This window comes from Bacillus methanolicus PB1, from assembly GCF_000262755.1.
GTDB lineage: Bacteria > Bacillota > Bacilli > Bacillales > Cytobacillaceae > Bacillus_Z > Bacillus_Z methanolicus.
In genome coordinates, this window is sequence record NZ_AFEU01000002.1 from 739744 (window position 1) to 764059 (window position 24316).

General features: G+C 39.3%; 18 protein-coding genes and 2 pseudogenes. 13 read left to right on the plus strand and 7 right to left on the minus strand.

Annotation, left to right across the window (positions count from 1 at the left end; all coding sequences use genetic code 11):
• Positions 1-32: 32 nt before the first annotated feature.
• From PB1_RS08620 to PB1_RS08635, 4 genes and pseudogenes are all read right to left on the minus strand, one after another.
• The gene (locus PB1_RS08620) at positions 33-914 is read right to left on the minus strand and encodes an accessory Sec system S-layer assembly protein (RefSeq protein WP_003351941.1); all 882 of its coding nucleotides are present in this window, start codon (positions 912-914) and stop codon (positions 33-35) included.
• Positions 915-930: 16 nt separating this feature from the next.
• A pseudogene (locus PB1_RS08625) lies at positions 931-2913 on the minus strand (preprotein translocase subunit SecA); the annotation flags it as partial.
• Positions 2914-3162: 249 nt separating this feature from the next.
• The gene (locus PB1_RS08630) at positions 3163-4599 is read right to left on the minus strand and encodes a DDE-type integrase/transposase/recombinase (RefSeq protein ID WP_003350502.1); all 1437 of its coding nucleotides are present in this window, start codon (positions 4597-4599) and stop codon (positions 3163-3165) included.
• A gap of 147 nt (positions 4600-4746) precedes the next feature.
• Positions 4747-5142: pseudogene (locus tag PB1_RS08635) on the minus strand (hypothetical protein); the annotation flags it as partial.
• 346 nt (positions 5143-5488) lie between these two features.
• On the opposite strand from PB1_RS08635, the gene PB1_RS08640 reads away from it, so the two are divergent.
• From PB1_RS08640 to PB1_RS08700, 13 genes are all read left to right on the plus strand, one after another.
• On the plus strand, positions 5489-6568 hold the full coding sequence (locus tag PB1_RS08640) for a glycosyltransferase family 4 protein (RefSeq protein WP_003351944.1): 1080 nt from the start codon (positions 5489-5491) through the stop codon (positions 6566-6568).
• Positions 6569-6828: 260 nt separating this feature from the next.
• Complete coding sequence (locus tag PB1_RS08645; RefSeq protein ID WP_003351945.1) at positions 6829-7941, plus strand: DegT/DnrJ/EryC1/StrS family aminotransferase; 1113 nt, start codon at positions 6829-6831, stop codon at positions 7939-7941.
• Positions 7942-8010: 69 nt separating this feature from the next.
• Positions 8011-8760: a hypothetical protein gene (locus PB1_RS08650; protein ID WP_003351946.1), complete on the plus strand. Its 750-nt coding sequence runs from the start codon at positions 8011-8013 to the stop codon at positions 8758-8760.
• Entirely contained in the window at positions 8753-9766 is a 1014-nt protein-coding gene (locus tag PB1_RS08655; RefSeq protein ID WP_003351947.1) for a Gfo/Idh/MocA family protein, read from the plus strand. The genes PB1_RS08650 and PB1_RS08655 overlap by 8 nt, the downstream gene beginning before the upstream one ends.
• Before the next feature lie 13 nt (positions 9767-9779).
• The gene (locus PB1_RS08660; RefSeq protein ID WP_003351949.1) at positions 9780-11093 is read left to right on the plus strand and encodes a nucleotide sugar dehydrogenase; all 1314 of its coding nucleotides are present in this window, start codon (positions 9780-9782) and stop codon (positions 11091-11093) included.
• A gap of 25 nt (positions 11094-11118) precedes the next feature.
• Positions 11119-11850, plus strand: a complete 732-nt coding sequence (locus PB1_RS08665; RefSeq protein WP_003351950.1) for an acyltransferase — start codon at positions 11119-11121, stop codon at positions 11848-11850.
• A 1-nt stretch (position 11851) separates the two neighbouring features.
• Complete coding sequence (locus tag PB1_RS08670) at positions 11852-13282, plus strand: lipopolysaccharide biosynthesis protein (protein WP_003351951.1); 1431 nt, start codon at positions 11852-11854, stop codon at positions 13280-13282.
• A gap of 25 nt (positions 13283-13307) precedes the next feature.
• Positions 13308-14366, plus strand: a complete 1059-nt coding sequence (gene wecB / locus PB1_RS08675) for a non-hydrolyzing UDP-N-acetylglucosamine 2-epimerase (protein WP_003351952.1) — start codon at positions 13308-13310, stop codon at positions 14364-14366.
• Positions 14367-14380: 14 nt separating this feature from the next.
• Positions 14381-15745, plus strand: a complete 1365-nt coding sequence (locus tag PB1_RS08680) for an O-antigen polymerase (protein WP_003351953.1) — start codon at positions 14381-14383, stop codon at positions 15743-15745.
• A 30-nt stretch (positions 15746-15775) separates the two neighbouring features.
• Positions 15776-16888 carry a glycosyltransferase gene (locus PB1_RS08685; protein ID WP_003351954.1) on the plus strand — a complete coding sequence of 371 codons (1113 nt, stop codon included), beginning with the start codon at positions 15776-15778 and terminating at the stop codon, positions 16886-16888.
• On the plus strand, positions 16885-17967 hold the full coding sequence (locus PB1_RS08690) for a glycosyltransferase (protein ID WP_003351955.1): 1083 nt from the start codon (positions 16885-16887) through the stop codon (positions 17965-17967). The genes PB1_RS08685 and PB1_RS08690 overlap by 4 nt, the downstream gene beginning before the upstream one ends.
• Complete coding sequence (galU, locus tag PB1_RS08695; RefSeq protein WP_003351956.1) at positions 17964-18827, plus strand: UTP--glucose-1-phosphate uridylyltransferase GalU; 864 nt, start codon at positions 17964-17966, stop codon at positions 18825-18827. The genes PB1_RS08690 and galU overlap by 4 nt, the downstream gene beginning before the upstream one ends.
• A 13-nt stretch (positions 18828-18840) precedes the next feature.
• Positions 18841-20067, plus strand: coding sequence for a glycosyltransferase family 4 protein (locus PB1_RS08700; RefSeq protein WP_003351957.1), 1227 nt, complete (start codon positions 18841-18843; stop codon positions 20065-20067).
• Positions 20068-20341: 274 nt separating this feature from the next.
• Here the strand turns inward: PB1_RS08700 and PB1_RS08705 are convergent, their stop codons facing one another.
• The 3 genes from PB1_RS08705 to PB1_RS08715 all read right to left on the minus strand — a co-directional run bounded on the left by PB1_RS08705 (position 20342) and on the right by PB1_RS08715 (position 24292).
• A complete protein-coding gene (locus PB1_RS08705; protein ID WP_003351958.1) occupies positions 20342-21661 on the minus strand; it encodes a SpoIID/LytB domain-containing protein in 1320 nt (439 codons plus the stop codon).
• A gap of 1 nt (position 21662) precedes the next feature.
• Entirely contained in the window at positions 21663-22346 is a 684-nt protein-coding gene (locus PB1_RS08710) for an SH3 domain-containing protein (protein WP_003351959.1), read from the minus strand.
• 131 nt (positions 22347-22477) lie between these two features.
• Entirely contained in the window at positions 22478-24292 is a 1815-nt protein-coding gene (locus tag PB1_RS08715; protein WP_003351962.1) for an N-acetylmuramoyl-L-alanine amidase family protein, read from the minus strand.
• Positions 24293-24316 lie beyond the last annotated feature (24 nt).

The window sequence follows — 24316 nt, forward strand, 5'->3', positions numbered from 1 at the left end:
CGTCCTTGCCTAGTACAGGAACGCTTTTTCTATTAGTTAGCCGGCGGATACACTTTCCATCTTGATAGATCCGGATTGTCTTTTAGAATCAATTCTTTAGGGAAGATAAAGGTCCATGGCTTGCTTGTATGGGCTTTTACTTCAAAATCATTCAAAGTAAATCCGCCCTTGGAAACAACATCTCCCGCTGCATCTTCAACAATGAGGGGAATTTGTTCAAGCTGTATATTCTTATCGGCGCCGTTCCGAATAAGAACGGTAACAGCAAGGTTTTGTTCGTTCGTCAATTTTGCTTCAAGCCCCATAAAATTAATTTCCCCTTGTTTGAGTTCCGGAAGGGATGTGACCAATTTTTCCAGTTGCTCCTTTTGAAGGGGAGAAAGCTGTTGCTCCCAGCTTTCTGCAAGGTCGAGGTGATGCTCCGGTTTTGGCTGTGTTAATTCAAAGGCAATTTTCCAGCCTTCGGCAGGAATGGTGTCTGTCAGCTTATCTTCATTCGAGAATAAAAACCGCCAAGGCCTGCAAGCCATAGAAGGAAGTTCGCCCAGTCCGTCAAGCTCAAACTGTTTTTTCGCAATGGCCTTTCCGTTTTCATCTAACAGCAAAAGATTAACAGCTTCAAACCGTACTGCTTTCGGCAATGTATTTCTTAAAAAAGATACCACGACAAAGCCATCATTATATTCAATCAAGCGGATACCTGTAATCGAAATTTGATTTGGCTTTAAAAGCGGTAATTGTTCATGTTTAAATCGGTATACATACTTTTCCTGATTTGTCAGTTCCCAGTCGGGGTGAAACGATAATGTCGTTTTAACGAGTCCGTCTTCAGTTTCACTCTCTTGATGGAGATTGCTGTCAATTTTTTTATTCTCAAAATTTTCTTCATTTCTTTTTCTTTTAAAAAAAGCCATTTCATTTCTCCCCCTGTTATTGTTTCGGCTCAAACTCATATTGATTTTTGATATATTCGATAAAGCGCAGGCTAATTCCTGATTCAATATGAAACAGCAAATTGTTAAATTCCGCAAGAGCATCCATTTCGAACAACCGATAAGGATCTTCTTGCCCGTAGCCTCTTAAATGGATTCCGTCCTTTATTTGATTCATGATATCAAGATGTTCGATCCATCGGGAATCAATGACTTGCAGCATAAACCGTTTCAATTGATTGCCAAGTTCTTCATCATTTTGGAGGGAAAGAATTTGCTGTTTTAATTGTTCGTATTCCTTTAGAACAAGGTCTTTAATTTCGTTTTGATCTTTATCTTCAAAATCTTTCACAGTTAAAGAGAATTGTATGAATATAAAGCTTAATTCTTCTATTAATCCATTTAAGTTCCATTCTATTGAAGGGAAATTTTCGTTGCAATATTTCGCCGTAATTCGGGTGATATAGTTTTTAATATAATCTGTCACTTCAGGAAAAATTTCCTCTGAAGCTGCTTTCAGCAGCCGGTCGCGCATCGAATAAATCACTTTACTTTGCCTGTCAATGACATTATCGAGTTTTAATAAATGTGTTCTCGCAGAATAGTGGGCATTTTCGACTGTTTCCTGAACTTTTCTGACGAATTTATTAGGATCCGGAGAGACGATAAGACGATTTTCATCTGTTTTCATCTTTTTCTTAAATCGGTCAAGTTCCTCAGTATCATAATTGATAAACAGGTCATCTTCCAATGAAATAATAAATTGGCTTGATCCAGGGTCTCCTTGTCTTCCGGCCCGCCCTCTAAGCTGCATGTCAATGCGGAAGCTTTCATGCCTTTCTGTGCCGATAATATGCAATCCTCCGAGCTCTCTGACTCCTTCACCGAGTAAAATATCTGTTCCCCTGCCGGCCATGTTTGTTGCCAGCATAACCTGGCCTTTTTGTCCTGCAAGAGAAATTATTTTTGCTTCATCTTCTTCTGTTTTTGCATTTAGGACAAGGTGTTTAATATCGCTTTTTGAAAGGTATGCAGATAATTTTTCCGACTGTTCAATTGATGTCGTACCAATTAATATCGGACGGCCCTCTGCATGAAGTCTCTTAACCTCTTCTATAATTCTTTTAACTTTAGATTGATAATCTGCAAAGACGAGATCATCATAATCGATCCTTTGTACTGGGCGGTTCGGAGGAATTGATACGACTTGCAAGTTATATGTGTCTAAAAATTCTTGTTTAGAAGGAGTTGCGCTTCCGGTCATACCTGACAGTGTTTTGTACATTCTGAAATAATTTTGAATCGTTATGGTAGCCAGTGTATCGTTTTCCTCTGTTATCTCCAGGCCTTCTTTTGCTTCGATTGCTTGATGCAGCCCGTCACTGAACGTACGGCCTTCCATGATGCGGCCTGTAAATTTGTCAATGAGAAGAATTTTGCCTTCCTTTACAATATAATCTACATCTTTTTTCATCACTGCAAATGCACGCAAAGACTGCATAACATTGTGAAGAAGATCTTGGTGTTCGGCATCATATAGATTATCAATTCCGAACGCTTTTTCTATTTTATGGGCACCTTCGTCTTTTAAGTAGATTTGTTTTGTTTCCGGATATAGTTCATAATCTGTATCCGCTTCAAAAAACTTAATAATCTCTGCTGAAATATAGAATAACTCTGCACCAAGGCTTGATTTATTGGCAATAATTAATGGAGTTCTTGCTTCATCGATCAGAATGCTGTCAATCTCATCAACGATCGCATAATGATGTCCCCGCTGAACTTTGTCTTGGATATCGTAAACCATGTTGTCACGGAGGTAATCAAAACCGAACTCATTCCCTGTACCGTATGTAATATCTGCGGCATAGGCCTTCTTTTTATCTTCCGGTGACAGCTGGGCTATATTTAATCCTACATTTAAGCCGAGGAAATGATGAATTTTTCCCATCATCTCATAGTCCCGTTTGGCCAAGTATTCGGTAGTGTCAAAAGTTCTATGAAAACTCAGTATTGGAAGGATGTGTTCTACCGAAAATAGAGAAAATGCCGCCGCAATCGCTCTTGACAAACACGTCAATGGTTTAATTTTGAACCAACAAGGGCGAAGGGAACAAAAAGAAGGCACACCAAAGAAGCCCTTGCCAATTCCCATTTTAAACCATTGACTGGTTCGGTTTGTCAAGAGTTCGCTTCGCCGATGCTGGTAAGGGCTCTGCTAAACAAAAAGTTAGGCAGTTTGCTCTACTAGCCATTGTTGAGCTAAACCAATCAGTTTTGTCCAACGTGCAGGCATATTCGGCAGTTCTTTTAGTTCTGGAATAACTACAGGCACTTTGCCTTCTAGGGCTGAATGTGGCCGCAAGAAGTTAAAGTAAGCTACAAACAAGGTCACATAAGAAACGGATCCGTGATCGGATCCAAATCCGTGTGTCGATCTGTAATTGCCCTTAAATGTTCGATTCAGTCTTTCAATGATTTGTTTTAGCGGTCTGTATTCCGTGGAAACCAGGTCTTCGTTGGTTAGTCCAATGACCTGCTTCACATCAAATGTAATACCGTGTTGGGCAAAAAAGTGTTGTGCTAAAAGGTAAATTGGATTGCCATCTACGACAAAGGTGAGGTCTTCCGGGATCTCTTTCATCTTCCATAAGACCTCATCAATCGCACGGATGGCAGACACCGTATCACGATTTGGAGAAACAGGGTAGGACAGAATAATCTTCTTTACCGCATCAAAAAAGAAAAAAAGATAATGCCAACGGCCATTCACCTTTATGTATGTTTCGTCTCCGCAGAATTGATCAGAGAGCTCATAAGGATAATGATCCACATAAGGTTTGAGCATCAGTGCTACGCTGTTTTCGTAATTCAATATACTCTGGTGAGAGATGTTTACACCGTGAACATCCTTCATCAGTGCAGCTGTTTTCCGAGCTGATAGGCCATAGTTAACATGGTAAGTTAAAATGAGTCCTAATGTATGCGGTGACACATGAAGCCTGGACAAATCCACTTTTGGCTTCTTAGGTGAATGTTTAGCTAACGGCTGATAATCAATTTGAAACTGACGGAATATGTATCGAACTTTAAAAGACTGAGGATCCTTTTCGAACTGCTTTTTCTCTTTTTTAGACATTCCTTGCAGTTTCTTTTTGTAATACGGACAGTCATTGTTTTTGCACTTAAATACGAGAAAATCTTTTCTTTCCTTGATCTTCTCGAGTGTTTTAGAACAGTGTGGGCATTTGAGTACAGCCTCTTTGGCATATTGGTTCTTTTTATTAAACAGACACGCACACACCTTACATTGATACTGTCCTTTGCCTCCGTTATTGGCATAAAGATAATCGGACGGAGCACCACACCTTGGACATTTCATGGATGAAGGTACCTTACCTTTTGAATGGGAACGCCTCTGAACAGGTTTGAGAGGTTTCCCGTTCTTCTCCAAATATTCTGTGAGAAGAATTTGATAATCAAGCTTTTGTAGAGTTTCAATAATCGGTAGCTCATCCACCTGAAGTTTTTGATAAGGCTTATTTACAGGCTTTTCTGTTGGCTTATCAAACATGTTTTTTCCAATTAGAAGAGTAAGTAATGTTCGAATCATTTGATCTTGGTGCTTGATATATTCAAGCAAATAGGTTAATAATTGAGGTAACAACTTGTCACTTCCTTGTTTTAGGATTGGTGTGTGTGTGGTTACCTCACTAATACCCTAAAACAATGGGGGTGGCAAGTTTTTTGTTTATAAAACCTTAAATATCAATAAATTATCCAAATTTTATCTAAAAATTTTTGACAATACGAAGTATTCATTGGCAGTGATAATATGGACGCCTTTTCCTTCTAAAGCATGCAAATAACTTGGCAGAGTTGCGACAAGCGTTTTTCCCTCACCGGTCTGCATTTCTGCAATGCTTCCTTCATGAAGAACAAATCCTCCTATCAGCTGAACATCATAGTGCCGTAAACCGAGCACACGCTTTGATGCTTCTCTTACAGCAGCAAAAGCTTCTATCTTAATATCATCAATTGTTTTTCCTTTTTTTAATTCTTCTTTAAAAAGAGTTGTCATATATCGCAACTCTTCATCCGACATTTTTTCGTACTTTAGTTCTAAAGAATTTACTTTTTCGACCAATTTTGACAGTCGTTTTATTTCACGTCCGCTGTCGCTGAATAACATTTTCACTTTTGTTAACATAACGTTCGCTCCCGTATGACTGCTGTATTAGATATAAAAAAACTTCTAGTCGAATTATATCACAATGGGTATTTATTTGTTGAAGTGGGAGTTTTTTCAAAAAATAATAAAGAAAAAATTGTAACTTTTTGTGATTGATCTCGTCTTTATATATTAGGTAAAAGAAAGAAGTTTTAACTTAGGAGTGATAGGGGAAATAGTTAGAAGATTTATCTTATTCAGTATTAGAGGAAAAAGATTTTATTATACCTTCCATTAAAAAAAATCATTGCGTTCTTAAAGATATGTGTTACGATATGTATGATTGGCAAAGAATAAAGCTAACCTCTTTATAGGGTGATGATGAATGTATACACAAGCTGTTATAGCTTTTTTTGTGTCTTTAATTTCAGTCCTGATAGTAACGCCATTTGTCATAAAGTTAGCAATTAAAATCGGAGCTGTTGACAAGCCCAATGCAAGAAAGGTGCACAGCAAGCTGATGCCCCGAATGGGAGGTTTGGCCATCTTTATTGGTGTAATAGCAGGTTACTTTGCCGGAGGAGTTTATAATGAAAAAGTAACTGCTATTAGTGTCGGTGCTATTCTTATCGTATTGATCGGCATGCTGGATGATAAGTACGAACTTTCGGCCAAAGTCAAATTTGCCGGCCAGCTTCTGGTGGCGGCATTGATCGTTGCAAGCGGCTTGACGATGGATTTAGTGACAATACCATATATCGGAAATTTCGAATTAGGTTTTTGGAGTTATCCGATTACCGTTCTTTGGATCGTAGGGATTACAAATGCGATAAACTTGATTGACGGTTTAGATGGTCTTTCTGCCGGGATTTCAGCAATTGGAATTGCGACGATTGCAATCATGGCGGCATTGGCGGGAAAAATGCTTATTTTTACCTTATCATTGATCTTGCTGGGAAGTATTATTGGGTTTCTTTTCTATAATTTCCATCCTGCAAAAATCTTCATGGGTGACACAGGAGCCCTGTTTTTAGGGTATTCTATTTCCATACTTTCGTTATTAGGTCTGTACAAAAGTGTAACACTTTTCAGCTTTTTAGTGCCTATCATCATTTTAGGCGTTCCGGTTTTTGATACTACGTACGCGATTATTCGCCGGATTGTCAATAAAAAACCGATTTCGGCTCCTGACAAATCGCATTTGCACCATCGCTTATTGGCACTGGGGCTCTCTCACAGGAATACGGTTTTAGCGATTTATGCTTTCGGGATTTTGTTTAGCGTAAGTGCGATATTAGTTTCTGAATCAACACTATGGGGTACAGTATTCATTATTTTTGGCCTTTTGGTTATTACAGAATTAATTGCTGAAGTAATTGGCATCGTTCATGTTAAATATAAGCCGATTTTAAATTTGTTTAAGAAGCTTTCAGGCAGACGTTCTTTTGACAGACAACGCTATTAAAATTTTATAAATCAAAAACCGTTTGTGCCCTTTAGATACAAACGGTTTTTTTAAGAATATTTTTACTGCCGGTCAGTTTTTTTATGAAAAAATCATTATTACGAAATATTTTTTACATAAATGTATCCAAAAAATGTCGGTTGAAACAAAAACTTATACTTTTTTTGTCATAATTTCTACATTGTATTATGATGAACTGTGTTAAACTATACATGGTTTTGCATTAACGATTTCATTTTATTTTTTGGAGGTATTCTTGCATGAAAGTACCTATGCTAGACCTTAGTGAACAATATCAGGAATTAAAATCAGAGGTACTCGAAGTTTTAGATCAAGTAATGAGTTCTTCCAGGTTTATTCTTGGTGATCACGTAAAAAAATTGGAGCAAGATATTGCGAAATACAGCAATACAGCCCATGGGATTGGCTGTGGAAATGGCAGCGATGCTATACATATAGCTCTTCAAGCGCTTGGAGTAGGTCACGGAGATGAAGTCATTACGACTCCGTTCACTTTTTTTGCAACCGGTGGAGCGATTGCCCGTGCAGGTGCGACACCGGTATATGTAGATATAGATCCGGCAACATATAACATTGATCCGGAAAAAATAGAAGAAGCAATCACAGAAAGAACGAAGGCGATTATTCCGGTCCATTTATACGGACAAATGGCTGATATGGAAAGAATAGCGGAAATTGCCAAAAAACACAATCTGGCTGTAGTCGAAGATGCGGCTCAGGCAATCGGTGCAAAACATAATGGCAAGTCTGTCGGTGAATTAGGAACAGCTGCAACTTACAGCTTTTTCCCTACTAAAAACCTTGGTGCTTATGGCGACGGAGGAATGATTGTAACGAATGACGATGAGGTGGCAGAAAAATCCCGCGTCATCCGTGTGCATGGAAGTAAACCGAAGTACTATCACCATGTTTTAGGCTATAACAGCCGTTTAGATGAGCTTCAAGCTGCAATTTTAAATGTGAAATTCCCTTATTTGGACAGATGGAGCGAGCTTCGCCGTGAAAAAGCTGCAACCTATACTAAGTTGTTAAATGAGAAACTTGGTGATTTAGTTGCAACACCGGTGGAAAAAGAAGGAAATTACCATGTTTACCATCAGTACACAATTCGTGCAGAAAACCGCGATGAGCTTCAGAAATATCTGAACGAACAGGGCGTTTCAACGATGATTTATTATCCACTGCCGCTTCATGTGCAGCCGGTCTTTAAGGAACTAGGCTATAAAGAAGGCGACCTTCCGAATGCTGAAAAAGCAGCGAGAGAAGTAATATCTTTGCCGATGTTCCCTGAGTTAAAGACAGAACAACAAGAATATGTTGTGGCGAAAATTGCCGAATTTTATGGAAAATAGTAACTTAAGAAACGTCGCCATTTTTACGGGGACGTTTTCTTTACTGCTCAATAAGGCGGGTGTTAAAATTTGACGGAAGAGAAAAAAAGGTATGTCCTTTACGAATATTTACTGTATTTTTGGAAGAAAAAGTGGTTTTTCGTTATTGTCCCTCTCATTACGGCGGCATTGGTCGCTAGTACTGTCTATTTTGTTAAAAATGATTATAAATATACCGGACAGGCGATTGTTTTTACAGGATCGATCGATGCCCGATATTTGACGAACCCTAAAAATATACTGGCAAATGCGATGGAAGATGGAATTAAGAACGAATTGGATGTTTTCGTTTCTGAAAAAGGCCATGTGAAGTTTACAATGAAAGGCGATTCTAAATCACAAGTTGAAGCAGAATTGAAACATGTAATCGAAAATTATAATAAAGAACTGCAGGATAATTATCAGAAACGGTTAGAAGCATCAACGGTATATTTGGAGTCTCTTGAAGAAAAAGTGGTAAAAACAGAAAAAGCTCTTGATGATTATTATCAAGAGCTGGAAAGCAACAATCTTTCTCCTGCAGAGTATCATGATTTGACTGATCTTATTATCGAATCAGAAAAGCAATTGGCTGAGGATGAAAAAACTGCCCATAGAATGAGAAGCGACCTCGCTTTTTTTGAAAAACCAAAAATATTGTCTGAAGATGTATACAAAAGCAAGACTTATATTCCTGAAGGAATTGCAGTAGGGGTCATATTAGGCCTTGTTGCGGCTGTTGCACTGTTAATGCTGCTCAAATATTTAGGAGATGCTAGGAGGCACTATGGCCATGATTAATTTTGCTATAGTAGGAATGGGTCATATCGCAAAAAAACATATAGAGGCAATAGAAAATGCAGAAGGTGCGAACCTGTATGCAATTTGTGATACAAACCCTGATCGTCTTGAAATCGATCTGCCGGGGGTTAAAAAGTATTCTGACCTTCAACAAATGCTGGAAGAAAATCCGGACATCCATGTAGTCAACATTTGTGTGCCTTCCGGATTGCATGCAAGGCTTACAAAAATTGCAGCTGTACAAAAAAGGCATGTGATTGTGGAAAAACCAATGTCTTTAAAGCTTGAAGATGCGGAAGAAATGATAAAGGCGACAAAAGAGCATGGGGTTAAACTTGCTGTTGTGCATCCGAATCGTTTCCGTCCGGCTGTTCAAAAATTGAAAGAACAGATGGATAAGGGTGCATTTGGAACTTTAAGCCATGCAAATGCCACGGTGCGCTGGAACCGAAATCAAGCATACTATGATCAAGCAGACTGGAGAGGCACAAAAGAGTTTGATGGCGGGGTGCTGATGAACCAAGCCATTCACAATCTTGACTTAATGCTTTGGTTCATGGGCCCTGTTGAATCTGTCCAAGCCATGGCAGCGACTCGCTTGCGCAAAATTGAAACGGAAGATGTTGCGGCTGCGGTTGTTCAATTTAAGAACGGGGCGCTTGGCGTAATTGAAGCGGCTACTACGATTTATCCGAAAAATCTTGAAGAATCGATTGCAATTTTTGGAGAAACAGCTTCTGTGAAAATTAGCGGCAGAAATGCTAATTTCATTGAAACATGGGATATTGAGGGTGTTGCTGAAGAGGAAGCAGAAAATATAAAAGCTGAAATTAAAGCAGATCCGTTTGGCAAGCCCGGGCATCAGTGTATCATAGAAGATATGGTAGCTGCCATTAAGGAAAATCGGCAGCCGATTGTTACAGGCGAAGACGGATTGGCTCCGGTAAAATTAATTCTCGCGATCCTGGAATCTGCCGAAACAGGCAAAAAAGTTGTTGTTCAGTAAAGGAGAAGAAAATATGAGCGCTTATGAAAATCTTATTAAAAAAATAGAACATAAAGAAGCTGTAATCGGTGTTGTCGGATTAGGTTATGTAGGATTGCCTTTAGCTGTAGAAAAAGCAAAAGCAGGGTATAAGGTTATCGGTTTTGATATTCAGCCGTCACGCGTAGAAAAAGTGAATATGGGAATTAACTATATCGGTGATGTCGTTGACGAAGATCTTGCAGAAATGGTAAAGCAAGGCATGCTTGAAGCAACATCAGATTATGCCCGTATTCAAGAATTGGATGCCGTGGCGATTTGTGTTCCGACACCTTTAGATACTTATCAACAGCCGGACACTACCTATGTGGAAAGTTCTGCGAAAGAGATTGCCAAATATGCACATGAAGGTATGCTTGTGGTTCTTGAGTCCACTACATACCCCGGAACAACAGAAGAAATTGTGAAGCCTGCTCTGGAAGAAAAAGGACTTAAAGCAGGGGAGACAGTCTTTATCGCTTATTCTCCGGAACGTGTCGACCCGGGCAACAAACATTTTAAAACAAAGAATACTCCTAAAGTAGTTGGCGGAATTACTGAAAATTGCACAAAAGTAGCCGCGGCGCTTTATCGAAATGTATTGGAAGGCGATGTTTTCGAAGTCTCCAGCCCTGCAGTCGCTGAAATGGAGAAAATCTTCGAAAACACTTTCCGTCATATCAATATTGCATTAGCGAATGAAATGGCCATTTTATGCGATAAAATGGGGATTGATGTTTGGGAAGTGATTGAAGCAGCCAAAACAAAGCCGTATGGATTCATGGCGTTCTATCCGGGGCCCGGTTTAGGCGGACATTGCATTCCGATTGATCCGTTCTACTTAACATGGAAAGCGCGTGAATACAACTACCATACAAGATTAATCGAACTGGCCGGAGAGATTAATAATGGCATGCCGGAATACGTGATAAACCGTTCGATGCAAGTGTTGAATGAAGACGGCAAGGCTCTTCGCGGGGCAAAAGTGGTTGTTTTAGGTGTAGCGTACAAAAAAGACATTGATGATGTTCGTGAATCTCCTGTTTTAAAAATTATCGAGTTATTAAATCATCATGGCGCCGACTATAAAGTTGTGGACCCGCATGTTCCTTCGTTTAGATCATGCAACATGGTAATAGAAACTGTTCCGTTAACAAAAGAGCTTTTAAATGAGGCAGACCTTGTTCTTGTTACAACTGATCACTCTGTTTTCGATTATGAAATGATTGCGAAAGAAAGCAAAGTGATTTTTGATACAAGAAATGCCTTGAAAGATGTAGAAAAGCCAAATAAATACGTGAAACTATAATTTTGTTTATAAGGGAGATTTATTTATGAATTATATCGATCCTTCCGTGAAACTCGATTCTTCCGTAAAGGTCGGGCATTTTTCAGTAATCGAAAAAGGCGTTCAAATTGGAAAAAACGTAGTGATCGGCAACCGTGTCACTGTTCATGAAGGAACCGTTATGGGTGATAACACGACTGTAGCCGACGGTGCAGTGCTCGGAAAACCGCCAAAACCGGCAAAAACTAGTACGGTAAAGCTTCCTGATTCAATTCCACCTTTAAAAATCGGCGAAGATGTAACAATCGGAGCAAATTGCGTCGTGTATAGAGGGGCAAATATCGGCTCGAACACATTAATTGCCGATCTTGCAAGCGTAAGAGAGAATGTTGAAATTGGCAGCTACGTGATTGTCGGACGAGGCGTTACTGTTGAAAATCACGTAAAAATTGGAGACAGGACGAAAATTCAATCGAATTCCTATATTACTGCTTATTCTACTTTAGAAGACCATGTGTTTATTGCTCCGTGCGTCACGACAACAAATGATAATTATATGGGCAGAACGGAAGAAAGATTCGATAAAATCAAAGGTGCTACCGTGAAGAAGGGTGCCCGTGTAGGCGGAGGTTCGATTATTCTTCCGGGCATTACGATTGATGAGGAAACGTTTGTTGCGGCCGGCGCGCTTGTGACAAAAGATACCGAGCCAAAAACTCTTGTTAAAGGGGTACCTGCAAAATTTGTCCGTATGGTAGACGAACGGGAGCTGTTATAAGGTGTTTGCACAGATAAAGCGTTTAGGAGCGGATTCGCTCCTTTACGCATTTATGAATGTCGGTACAAAATTGATCGCCTTTATCATGCTGCCTGTCTATACAAATTTTTTACCCCCGGCGCAGTACGGGGTTTTGGGCGTTATTGATAACTGGACGGCAATGCTTTCGTTTTTAATCATATTCGGGACTGATTCTGCTTTATCTTTCTATTATTTTGAAACAAAAGATAAAGAAAAACGCCTTGAATATGTCCGGGACGTTATGTATTTCAGGCTGTTTATTGTTGCTTTCTTTGCCTTGCTTGTTATCATTGCAGGTCCGTGGATATCACAGCTTCTTTTTAAAGATTCCGGATATGTGCGCCTATTGTACATAAGTATTGGAGTCTTACTTCTTGATACAGTATATGTTGTTGTTTTAATGGTCCTGCGTTTTGATTTTAAAACAAAAAAAGTCGTTTTTTATACGGTTGGGAAGATGCTGCTTGTAGCGGTCCTGTCCTATCTATTCTTAAAGTACTTGGTCCAATCGCCGGAAGGTGTTTTATTAGGCAGAATCGTCAGCAGTTTAATCATTTTCCTGATGCTTTTATCCATTAGCCTGGAATATTTGGTCCCTAAAATTAATTTCACTTCTTTAAAAGAAATTATTAAGTACGCAGCACCTCTTGTTCCTGCTTCCTTGGCGTTCTGGGTCATTGCGAATGCAAGCGTTTTTTTCCTGCAGGCCTTTCACTCTCTTAAGGAAGTTGGTATTTATAACGCTGCAACGAGACTTGCTACCGTTATTACGCTGCTGACAAGCGGTGTCCAAATGGCATGGAGGCCGTACTCTATGTCTATAAAGGATAAAGAAAATAGTCCTGAACTTTTCGCAAAGATTTACATTGGATTGTTGTTGATCGGCATTTTTGGAATTATGGGAATTGCAACCATTATGCCTTACGTTATTGGCATACTGGGTAAAGAGTATTACGAAGCATATCAATATGTCGCTTTAATCTCTGCAGCCACATTCCTGAATTTTTACTATTTAATCATTTCATCCGGCTTGTTTTTTACAAAGAAAACAACTGTCATATCCGTAACCTTCGGAATCGTAGCTGTCATTAATACAATTTTAAATATCGTGCTCATTCCGCAATTTTCAATATGGGGAGCGGTTGCGGCTTATGTAATTGCCTATATGATTGCAGTTGTTTTTATTTTCAGGCAGAGCCAAAAAGTATATTATGTGCCTGTGTCATTTGCTAAAATGACGTTTTTATTTGTAAATATGATTGCAGCTGTTATTTTTATTAATTTTGTACAAGAGCACGAGTTAAGTTTTCTTAATGTGCTGCTTGCTTGGTTCTACGTATTGGCGATTGTTGCTATGAGCAGAATTGATAAGGACTTACGAAGAAAAGCTAGCAAAGAGACAATGAAATAAAATTTTAAACGGCGAGGTGGCTTTTATGAAAATATTGACGGTTTTAGGTGCAAGGCCTCAATTTATTAAAGCGGCACCTGTTTCCAGAGTATTGAGAGAAAAGTATACAGAGCTTATTATCCATACAGGCCAGCATTACGACAGCAATATGTCCGACATTTTTTTTGAAGAATTAAATATTCCGAAACCGGATTATTACTTAGGAGTAGGGTCCGGAAACCACGGCAAACAGACTGGTGAAATGCTTGCAAAAATAGAAGAAATTATTTTAGAAGAAAAGCCTGATTACTTGATGGTGTACGGTGATACAAATTCCACGCTGGCCGGCGCCCTCGCGGCAGCAAAGCTGCACATCCCGGTTATTCATATTGAAGCGGGACTCCGAAGCTTTAATAAGAAAATGCCGGAGGAAATCAACCGGATTATGACTGACCATGTGTCTGAATATTTATTCTGTCCGACAGATACGGCAGTTGAAAATTTAAGGAACGAAAATATTACACGAAATGTTTTTAATATCGGCGATGTCATGTATGATGCGGTCTTATATAACCGTGGATTAGCAGCTGATAAATCGAACATTCTGGAAACACACGGCCTGACTAAAAAAGATTATCATCTCATTACCATACACCGGGCAGAAAATACAGATGATGTTCAAAATATGAAGAATATATTAGAGGCCTTTTCTCAGATTGAAGAGGTTAAGGTTTGGCCAATTCATCCGAGAACGAAAAACAAGCTTTCAAGTTATGGAATTCGTTTAGATGATATTCCTAATTTAAAAGTTATTGAGCCTGTTGGTTATCTTGATATGCTTACGTTAGAAGCAAATGCGAAAAAGATTATTACCGATTCGGGCGGTGTTCAAAAGGAAGCTTACTTTATGGAAGTACCTTGCGTAACAGTTCGTGAACAAACCGAATGGGTTGAAACGCTTGAAGAAGATGCCAATATTCTTGTTGGTACAGATGTCAATAAAATCCTTTCTGCGGTCCGGAAAAATGTCCATCCATCTTATAAAGAAGTATTTGGTGACGGGAAAGCAGCATTCAAAATAGCTGAACTGATCGAAAAAAGATAAAAGGCGGGCAAATCATGCTCTATCTCATTATTTGGATATTAGTATTAGGGGCTTCCGTGTTCTTTTTTAGAAAGGCCGCGGGAAGCCTGTCCCTTTTAAAACCGAATATGATTTCAATGATCTTTTACTACTCTTTTTTGATCTCCAGTTACATTGGCACTTTGTTCATTGCTGCCGGCATTGACGATTACTATATGATCAACCATTTGAAGCATGAAGAATACCGTTGGATTGGTTTTTATACAATTAGTTTCGTCATAGTCATCTTTCCAATGGTCATGTTCATCGTTTCGAAATTGGCCGGTTTTGATGCAGAGAAAGAGTATAAAAGCTACTTGGAGAAGAGGATCGAACTGCCTTTTAAGGAAAAAAACGAATTTTTCCTAATTTTCGCAGGCCTTGCATTTATTTCTCTTGCAGCTATCGCTTATACTTTTTTAAAGACTCCTAAAATCCCTATTTTAGAGATATTGATAGGAAACAGCGATTTATCTCCCGGTGAACTAAGGGTTGAAGCTCAGCGGAATTTTAGAGGCAACTATATTGTCAGAAATATTTTTGCCATTGCGTTAACTCCGCTCTTGTCGTTTATTGCATATGTTTATTCAGTAAAAACGAATCAAATTAAATGGAAGCTGCTATTCCTCAGTCTTTTTGCCGGTTCTATCCTTATTAATATATATGACCTGGCAAAATCGCCTATTTTCTTCTATTTAATTATGTTTCTGTTGCTGCGCCTTTATGTTGGCAGAATGAAGTTTTCCTGGAAAAGGCTGTTTCTTTGGGGAACGGCAGGCGCCATCGTATTGGTAAGCATGTATATTGTCATTCAAGGTGTAACCGATTTAGAATCTTATTTTTCTTATAATAAAGGACCGATCGGACGATTAATTTTTGCGCAAATTGCACCGACATTTCTTCACCTCGATATTTTTGGGAAATCGCTTCCGTTTTTAAATGGAAGCAGCATGCCTGCAACAATTGTTGAAATGTTTGGCATGGATCACGTTCGTTCTGCAAGGCTCGTCATGGCAACCGTCTTTCCGGAAAAAATCGAGGAAGGGACAGCCGGGGTCTTAAATACATTGTTTATTGCCGAGGCCTACGCAAACTTTGGTTATCTTGGGATATTAGCCGGAACGCTTTATGTAGCAGTGCTTGTTCAAATACTATATATATCCTTTATCAGGCTTCCGAAAAACCCTGTATTTTTAAGTTTATTTATTTATTTTACGGTAAACATTCCGAGAACTTTGGTTGGAGGCTTTACAGACTTCTTATTTAATCCGATTTGGATTTTTGTCACTTGTTTATTCGCCGGTATTTTATTATTTATACGAATCCGCATTGATCTGGCCAATCTTTGGTTAAAAAAATGATCAAGAGGGAAATAGACGAGGAGATATCATATGAGATCAGTTTTGCTTTATTACCCTTTCCAAATAGCTGAAAATGCAAATAGCGGTTCAAAGCTTCGCCCGAAAGAAATCTACAATGCTTTTTTAGAGTGGGGAAGTCAACAAGGCATTGAAATTTTATTGCTGTCCGGTTCTTCGGAAGACAGAGATCAGCAATTCGAGAGATGGAAGAAACAAGGGAAGCTTGATGATCTATTGTTTTGTTATATGGAAAATCAAACAATCCCTTTATGGTTAACAGATGCAAACCATATCCCGAAAAAGCCTTTTGTTGACTTAAAGGTCATGAAATTTTTAAAACAAAGGAATATACCGGTTGGTGTTTTCTATCGTGACGTATATTGGAAATTTGATGAACTTTACCCTTTAAAAGGCGTTAAAAAGCATATTATGAAGACGATTTACCGGTTGGAAGAAAAGTTTTATGAAAAATATTGCCATGTAATTTTTCTTCCAAGTGAAGCGATGGGCAATTTTGTAGAGATTAATCGAAAAAAGGTTGCTTTGCCTCCCGGAGGAAAAAAGCGGGAAAATGTACAAAACCATTCTTCCGGACAAACGGGAAAGGGAATTTATGTAGGCGGCATAAACAATGAGGATTACGGCCTGTTTTTACTTCTTGATGCCTTGGAGATCGTCAACAAAGAGAAACAGGTTTGTGATTTAACGGTCGTGTGCCGGCAAGATGAATATGAAAAACTTCCCGGCGCCAAAAAGGAAAGGCTCAAAAATTTGAATGTAACTGTAAAGCACATGAGCGGAGAAGCTTTAAATAAGCTCTATCAAGAGATGGACTTTGCTTTTATTCCCCGGTTTAAAAGTACGTACAATGATTTTTCGGTTCCGGTAAAGCTGGTGGAATACCTTTCAAATGAATTGCCTGTTGTCGCTACAAATTGTTCTGCCCAAGAGGAAATCATCAATAGAGACGGTTTCGGTGTGATTTGCAAGGATGAGCCAAATTCAATGGCAGAAGCCATTTTAACGATGATAAAAAATGCTGGACTTTACCGGGAGAACATAAAGGAAACGTTTATTGAAAATCACTCGTGGGCAGCCAGAGTCGAGAAAGTTGCAAGTGTCCTGTTAAAGGAGGAAATATGAAAGTCTTATTACTAGCTCCAAGCAAGTCGATACACACGCATAAATGGGCTTTGTTTTACAAAAATAAAGGAATTGACGTAAAGGTAGTGACATTTTCTGATCATTATTCGGAAGAAAATGCACAAGAAGTCGACACATATGTACTTCCTAAGCTATTACCCGGGAAATTATCTTATTTTTCGAGTGTATTTTCTTTAAAGAAAATGCTCAAACAATTTAAGCCTGATATCTTTCATGCTCATTACGTATCAAGCTATGGATATATCGGTGCTTTAGCCAATTATCATCCTTACTATGTTTCTGTATGGGGAAGAGATATTTTTCAATTTCCCCGGCAAGGCAGCCTTAACCGCAAAATTGTTGAATATACACTTGGAAAGGCTGATGTCATTTGTTCGACAAGCCATATCATGGCGAAGGAAACGAACAAATATACAAATAAGAAGATTTTTGTGACGCCATTTGGAGTCGATTTAAATAAATTCCGCCCAATAGAAGGACCTAAATCTGAAGAGAGAATCACGATAGGAACGGTTAAAGCGCTCTCGGACAAATATGGAATTGCTGATTTAATAAAAGCATTTGCAAAAATTTTTGAAACAAATCCGAACACAAATCTGCTCATTGTCGGCGATGGCCCGCAGCGTTCAGAGTATGAACAGTTAGCAAAGGATCTTGGAATCAGCCATGTGGCCACCTTTACCGGACGGGTGCCTAATGACCGTGTTCCTGAGTACATTAATCAAATGGATATTTTTGCAGTTCCTTCCACAGAGGACAGCGAGAGTTTTGGAGTTGCAGCGGTAGAAAGCATGGCCTGCGGAGTTCCTGTTGTTGTATCAAATGTTGGAGGGCTTCCTGAGGTTGTTCTCGATGGGAAAACAGGGTTTGTTGTCCCGAAAGAAAACCATTTGGAACTTGCCAGAGCATTTAGCCTATTAATTGAGGAGCCCCAAAAAAGAAAGGACATGGGTTCCGCAGGAATTGAACATGTGAAGGAACACTATAACTGGATTGATAACGCAAATGGAATGCTACACTTGTATGAGGAAACATTGCAGAGGGGGATGAAGTCATGATTAAAAAAGCAGTCATACCTGCAGCAGGGCTTGGAACCCGGTTTTTGCCTGCAACAAAAGCCCAGCCGAAAGAAATGCTGCCAATTGTTGATAAGCCTACTATTCAGTATATTATCGAAGAGGCGGTTCAATCCGGAATAGAGGATATTATTATCGTTACCGGAAGAAACAAACGGGCAATCGAAGATCATTTTGATAAATCGGTTGAGCTGGAAATGCTTCTCAAAAAAACAGGAAAAAATGACATGCTTGAGATCGTTGAGAATATCTCAAACATGGTAGATATTCATTATGTTCGCCAAAAAGAACCGCTTGGCCTCGGACATGCTGTTTTATGTGCAAAGAAATTTATCGGAAATGAGCCGTTTGCCGTTCTGCTTGGCGATGATATCATTGACAGTAAAGTTCCGGCTTTGCGCCAAATGATTGACCAATTTAATAACGTTCAATCTAGTATTCTTGGATGCAACGAAGTTCCTCTTACAGAAGTGAATAAGTATGGAATTGTCGATTATTCAGGCCAGCAAGGCGAACTGTACAAGGTAAACAGCCTCGTTGAAAAGCCGGCTGTGGAGGAAGCACCGTCCACTCAGGCAATCGTCGGGCGTTATATTTTAACTCCGGCTATTTTTGAAATGCTTGAGAAAGTAATGCCCGACAAAAAAGGCGAGATTCAGTTAACAGATGCAATCGACAGCTTGCTTGGAAGAGAGTCTATTTATTCCTACATTATAAAAGGGAAAAGGTATGATGTAGGGGATAAGTTTGGATTCCTTCAAGCCTCAATCGATTTTGCCTTGAAGCGGCCGGAGTTAAAGGATAAACTGGAAGCGTATATTAAAAAAATTATTCAAGAATAATGGAGATGGGAAAATGAGAGTTATCTACTTGTGTCAGCATTTTCCCCCTGAAACAGGTGCACCGCAAATAAGGGTTTATGAAGTAAGCAAAGAACTCATTAAAAGAGGCCATCAGGTGGAAGTACTTACAGCTTTTCCTCATCATCCAAAGGGAGTTATTCCTGAAGAATATAGAGGAATGTTTTATTTATTTGAAGACTGGGACGGGATACCGGTTCATCGGTCATGGATCTATCCGTCGCCAAAAGGAAGTTTTTGGAAAAGGTTAGCTTCCTATTTTTCATTTACGTTTAGTGCGTTTTATTCTATTTTTAAATCAAAGCCCACTGACGTGATTATTTGCAATTCTCCTCCTTTATTCCTTGGGATCACAGGCTATTTAGGGGCAAAAATTAAAAAGTCAAAGTTTGTATTCAATGTAGCTGATATTTGGCCTGAGTCCGCTGTGGAACTGGGGATTCTGAAAAATAAAGCGTTTATTCGAATGGCCGAATGTCTTGAAAATTTCCTTTATAAAAAATCGTGGAAAATAGCGGCGGCAACTGAAGGAATTAAAGATTACATGATTCGAAAAGGGAAAAATGAGAAAGACGTATTTCTTTTACCGAATGGAGTAAATACGGATACTTTTCATCCGATTCCAAAAGATGAGGAGTTATTAAAAGAAATAGGCATTGAGAATAAGAAAGTCTTTATGTATGCAGGCACTCTCGGATATGCACAGGGGTTGGATTCTGTATTAAAAGCTGCTTCTTTATTAAAGGAACGGGAGCCGGATGCTCATTTCTTGTTTGTCGGCGACGGCCAGGAGAGGGAGAAGCTGTTAAAGCTGAAGGAAGATCTTAAGCTTGATAATGTTACTTTCTACGGTTCTGTTCCCGTTTCCGAAATGCCGAGAATGTTTTCGATTGCTGATTATAGTATTGTTTCATTGCGAAATATTGAATTATTTAAAGGTGCAAGGCCTTCAAAAATATTTCCTGCCATCTCTACCGGAACGCCTGTTTTATATTGCGGCGACGGAGAAAGTGCCGCCATATTGGAAGAATATCAGTGCGGTAAAATTGCCCCTCCGGAGAATCCGGAAGGGATTGCTTCAGCAGCAAGCGAGCTTATGAACGTTTCGAAAAGCGAATATGAACAAATGTGCCAAAATGGAAGAAAGCTTGCCATTGAGCAATATTCTTGGAAGAGTATTGTGGATGAATTGCTGGAAAATATTCAAGACGCGCAAAAATAAAAGCATCGGGCGGTAAACCTGATGCTTTTTTTAGTCTTTCATTTCGTTTACGAGCCTTTATTTTCATTTATGAGCCCTTGTTTAGATAAATGAGCCCTTATTTAAATATATGAGCTTTTATTTTCATATATGAGCCCTTATTTAAATTTATGATCCTTCGTTTAGATAAATGAGCCTTCATTCCGATATATGAGCCGTCAATCACATTTATAAGCCTTCATTCCATTATAGGAACAAAAAAAGTCCGGGCGCGAAGGTGAACGCACGGACTTCCTTATTTCGATACCGTTGTCCCTTTAAAATAATGGGCGAGAATTTGTTCTGCTTTCCAGCCTTTTTCTGCAAATCCTTTCGCACCATACTGGCTCATTCCAACCCGGTGCCCCCAGCCTTTTCCGTTCAAGGTGACAGAAATAATTCCTGTTCCTTCATTCGTAATCGTACCTGAAGATGTCTGGATTGAAACTTTAGAATCTGTTAAAGCAATCTGGCCATTTGTTGTTTGGACCGTCTGCCCCTTTAACTGAGATAAAGGAACAGTACCGCTTGCAGTTTGGACAGATAAATCACTTTGCGCTTTAGATACTTTTATGTCAAACCAGTTTGAATATAAAGAATTATAATGGCTTGCGCTTTGGAGCGGGAAAAGTTTTCTGATAGCAGACTCATTTCCGGTTATCGTTTTATCACCGGATGAGGTTTTCACTGTAACTCCTCTGACTTCTCCGTTCGCTCCGGTTTTTGAAAGGGTAATCTCATTAAGGACAGTAGAACTATTTGTAAAACCGAATGATTTAAGTATATCAGCAGCGGAATAAGTGACGCTCCAATTGCTGTATGGAGATGATTCATAAGGATCCTCTACTGAAACAAGGTATGGATAGTATTTTTGGTCTGAATTCCAAACGTCGCCGACATTCGCTGTTCTTCCGCCGCTTGTTGAATGGAAGAATGCCTGAATTGGTTTTCCGTTGTATTTAACCATCAATCCTTCCGTTTCTTTAATGGCTTCATTTGTACGGGGGTCCTCTGCTGTATATCCACGGTAAACCTGACTGGCCGCTGTGCTTGTAAGCATCATAGTATTGGCTGCATAGCTTCGGGCAGCAATGGCTTGCGCTTTAAGCGCTTCTTTTGGCCAAGAGGCAGGCATTTCACTCGGAACAACGCCTTTTAAATAGTCTTCCATATCAAGGATATTAATTAATTCCGTCTTGCTTCCATTAGGCTTAAGATAAAAGCTTCCGCGGTAAGATAAACCGTTGCTTACTTTTGCAATTGACAGGATGCTGCCGGCCAATTCTTGCAAATCAAAACCTTTTGCTGATTTTTGGCTGAAGCCGGTGTAGCTGACAGTAATTTCCGTGCTATCTTTTTTTATTGTTAAAACCGTACCTTGAGGGATGATCGTTTCACCGCCGGAATCTTTGTTATACAACTGATATGTACCATTTAAAGTAATTGTAAAGTTATCTGACAAGTAAACAGACACATTCACTTCATTTGGATAGCGAACCGGTTCCGCTGCTTTTGCGAACGATGGAAAAGTACTAATGATTAGCAAAATACTAAACAAATAAACTATTTTTTTCAATTTACCTCACCTCGCCAAGGCCGCCAAAGATCCAGCCTTTAACACCTGATGAGGTTTCAACATTATACCAGGTTTCACCCTTTGCATTAACAAAAGTTTGAATGTATTTTAAAGTTGTTCCCTTTTTAATGAGTTGAATGGTTGAATAGCTGGTAGATGCACCTCTGCGCAGTTGAACATCACCCGTTGCAATAACTTGGGTTGGTCCAGAGGCTGATGGTTTCGATGTTGAAACATCGCCGGAGAAAACCCATCCTTTTACTGTAGAAGAAATTTCTACACGATACCATAGCCCGGTAGAGGCATGAAAAGAACCGATCACCTTTAGTGCTGATCCCGCAGGTTTTGTTGCAATTACTTTATAATTTTTTGCTGCCCCTGAATGTATGGTTACAGAACTCTTAACCGTATAAACGGTTGATGGCAATTGTCCATTCGCTGGAGGATTCCCTATTTTAGATATTTGCGTTTTCAAATTGTTTATTTCTTGCTGCTGAGAAGCAACTTTTGACTCTAAATCGGCTATTTTTGTTTTCATAGGATTAATTTGAGATGTTACCCACTCAACACTCGCTAAAACCACGTTGCTGGCAGCGTCCATGCCTTTAGGCGTGAACATATACGCTCCTGCTCCAATCCCTAATGTTAATGCACCGGCAGCGACAATTTTTTTAATACGGCTCATTTTTTAAAAAAACCTCCTGATTGATGATTAGAAAAAAATGATTTGGGCAAGAGAGAAATGCACAATCCCAAATCATTTTTCCATTAGTAGATTACCATATTAAGATAGGATAGGAAATAGAATGCAAGAATTTAGAAATTTGTAAAATATTCTTCGAGTCCTTTCGTAATCCCGACTGCTGCTTTTTTCCTGAAATCAGTAGAACGAAGCAATTTTTCTTCATTAGGATTGGAAATGAAAGCAAGTTCCACTAAAATACTTGGAAGTTGGTTCATTCTGTTAACATAGAATTCTTGTTCTTTCACACCGCGATTGTAAGTTCCCATTGAGGAAATCATATTCTCCTGGATCGCATCCGCCAGTTTTCTGCTTTTTGGTCCGTTAAAGTTTACCGTTGTATTATAGTAAGTAGTTGTTCCTCTTGAGGTAGAAGAAAAAGAGTCGGCATGAATACTGATAAACGCATCGCAATTGGAAGCATTCGCAATCGCTGTTCTTTCCTGGAGTTCGAGAAAAATATCCGTTGACCGGGTCAAGGTGACGATGGCTCCCTTTTTCTCCAATTCAGCTTTTAAAAGCAATGCTGTAGCGAGATTCACATCTTTTTCTCTTAAACCGGTCGGACCAACTGCTCCTGTATCTTTTCCGCCATGGCCGGCATCCACGATAATCTTTTTGCCGACTAAACCATTTGGAATAATTTTAATCGTAACTTTGTCCGGATAATTTCTAATTGTAAATGTATACCCCGGTTCAAAGGTAATGACACCTGACGAATCGATTGAGCTGATTCCTTCTATTTTAGCAGATGGCACTTGAACTTCTGTAAATCCGCCGGAAAGCTTTAAGCGGTTAGAAGAAAGTATAGAATATGATAATTTAAAGTTACTTGTTTTTTTCCATATTAAATGCTGATCTCCGTCAATAGTCTGTACAGCAGGCGAAATCAGCCTTTTCATAGAAACGGTTGAGGTGAGTGATTTGTCTATCCATCCTCTCTTTCCGCCGAGAGTTTCGACATTTAACCAGCCATTTAATTCTTGCAATACGATAAGCTGATCGTTCACTTTTAAATAAGCGGATACAGAATAGTTCGCCCCTGCACCTCTTCGGATTACTGCATTATTCATAGCATATACATATTGCAAGTCATTTTTTGAAGAGATTAATTCATATTCAGGCGTCCAACCTGTTTTACCTGTCGAGGTTTTAATTTGAACCCATGTTTGATTTAATGAATTAACATATTCACTTAAGACGGTTACCTTGCTGTTATAGGCAAGTCTCTCTTTCACTTTATATTGGAAAGAAGCACCTGCATAGAGTGCGGCGTTTTTCGTTCCGACATATTTTGTTGCAACAGTAGTGTTAGGAGCAGGAGGAAGGCTTGATGGTTTAAAAGCAGTTTCTGTCACCCAGCCCCGGACTGATCCTAAATCCACTCGGTACCACGTTTCTCCTTTAGAATTTTTAAATGCATCAATGATCGCAACTTTTTGGCCTTTTACGAGATATGCTACTGCTTTATATGTATCAGATGCTCCTCTTCTTACAGCGGTTTTATCGACCTGGACAGTTTTTACAGTTGCTGCTGCAGAAGGAGCGGGGTTTGCTTCAGGTTTAGGAGACAGCAACTCGTTGTACACCCAGCCTTTGATCGAACCGGTTTCAATTCGATACCACAGTTCATTGCTTTTGTTTTTAAAACTATCAATCACTTTAACAATTTTGCCTTTTGATAGTTTCGCAATTACTTCATATGAAGTAGTCGCTCCTTTTCTTACGTTGACGTTGTCGCTATTGATCATTGCTTCTTTGCCTACCTGAATTCCGCTACTACTTGCTGTTATGAAGTGATCTGCCGGTCCCCAGCCTTTCACATTCCCTAAATCTACGCGATACCATGTTTCACCAAATGAATTAGTGAATTTGTCAATTACAGTCACATTCTGGCCTGTTGAAATCGATGA

What these genes read in the sequence shown, in the direction of transcription:
- PB1_RS08640 (WP_003351944.1), top strand. Translation starts at nt 5,489, where the DNA reads ATGTATACACAAGCTGTTATAGCTTTTTTTGTGTCTTTAATTTCAGTC.
- PB1_RS08665 (WP_003351950.1), top strand. Translation starts at nt 11,119, where the DNA reads ATGAATTATATCGATCCTTCCGTGAAACTCGATTCTTCCGTAAAGGTC.
- wecB (WP_003351952.1), top strand. Translation starts at nt 13,308, where the DNA reads ATGAAAATATTGACGGTTTTAGGTGCAAGGCCTCAATTTATTAAAGCG.
- PB1_RS08680 (WP_003351953.1), top strand. Translation starts at nt 14,381, where the DNA reads ATGCTCTATCTCATTATTTGGATATTAGTATTAGGGGCTTCCGTGTTC.
- PB1_RS08645 (WP_003351945.1), top strand. Translation starts at nt 6,829, where the DNA reads ATGAAAGTACCTATGCTAGACCTTAGTGAACAATATCAGGAATTAAAA.
- PB1_RS08685 (WP_003351954.1), top strand. Translation starts at nt 15,776, where the DNA reads ATGAGATCAGTTTTGCTTTATTACCCTTTCCAAATAGCTGAAAATGCA.
- PB1_RS08655 (WP_003351947.1), top strand. Translation starts at nt 8,753, where the DNA reads ATGATTAATTTTGCTATAGTAGGAATGGGTCATATCGCAAAAAAACAT.
- galU (WP_003351956.1), top strand. Translation starts at nt 17,964, where the DNA reads ATGATTAAAAAAGCAGTCATACCTGCAGCAGGGCTTGGAACCCGGTTT.
- PB1_RS08710 (WP_003351959.1), bottom strand. Translation starts at nt 22,346, where the DNA reads ATGAGCCGTATTAAAAAAATTGTCGCTGCCGGTGCATTAACATTAGGG.
- PB1_RS08620 (WP_003351941.1), bottom strand. Translation starts at nt 914, where the DNA reads ATGGCTTTTTTTAAAAGAAAAAGAAATGAAGAAAATTTTGAGAATAAA.
- PB1_RS08690 (WP_003351955.1), top strand. Translation starts at nt 16,885, where the DNA reads ATGAAAGTCTTATTACTAGCTCCAAGCAAGTCGATACACACGCATAAA.
- PB1_RS08660 (WP_003351949.1), top strand. Translation starts at nt 9,780, where the DNA reads ATGAGCGCTTATGAAAATCTTATTAAAAAAATAGAACATAAAGAAGCT.
- PB1_RS08700 (WP_003351957.1), top strand. Translation starts at nt 18,841, where the DNA reads ATGAGAGTTATCTACTTGTGTCAGCATTTTCCCCCTGAAACAGGTGCA.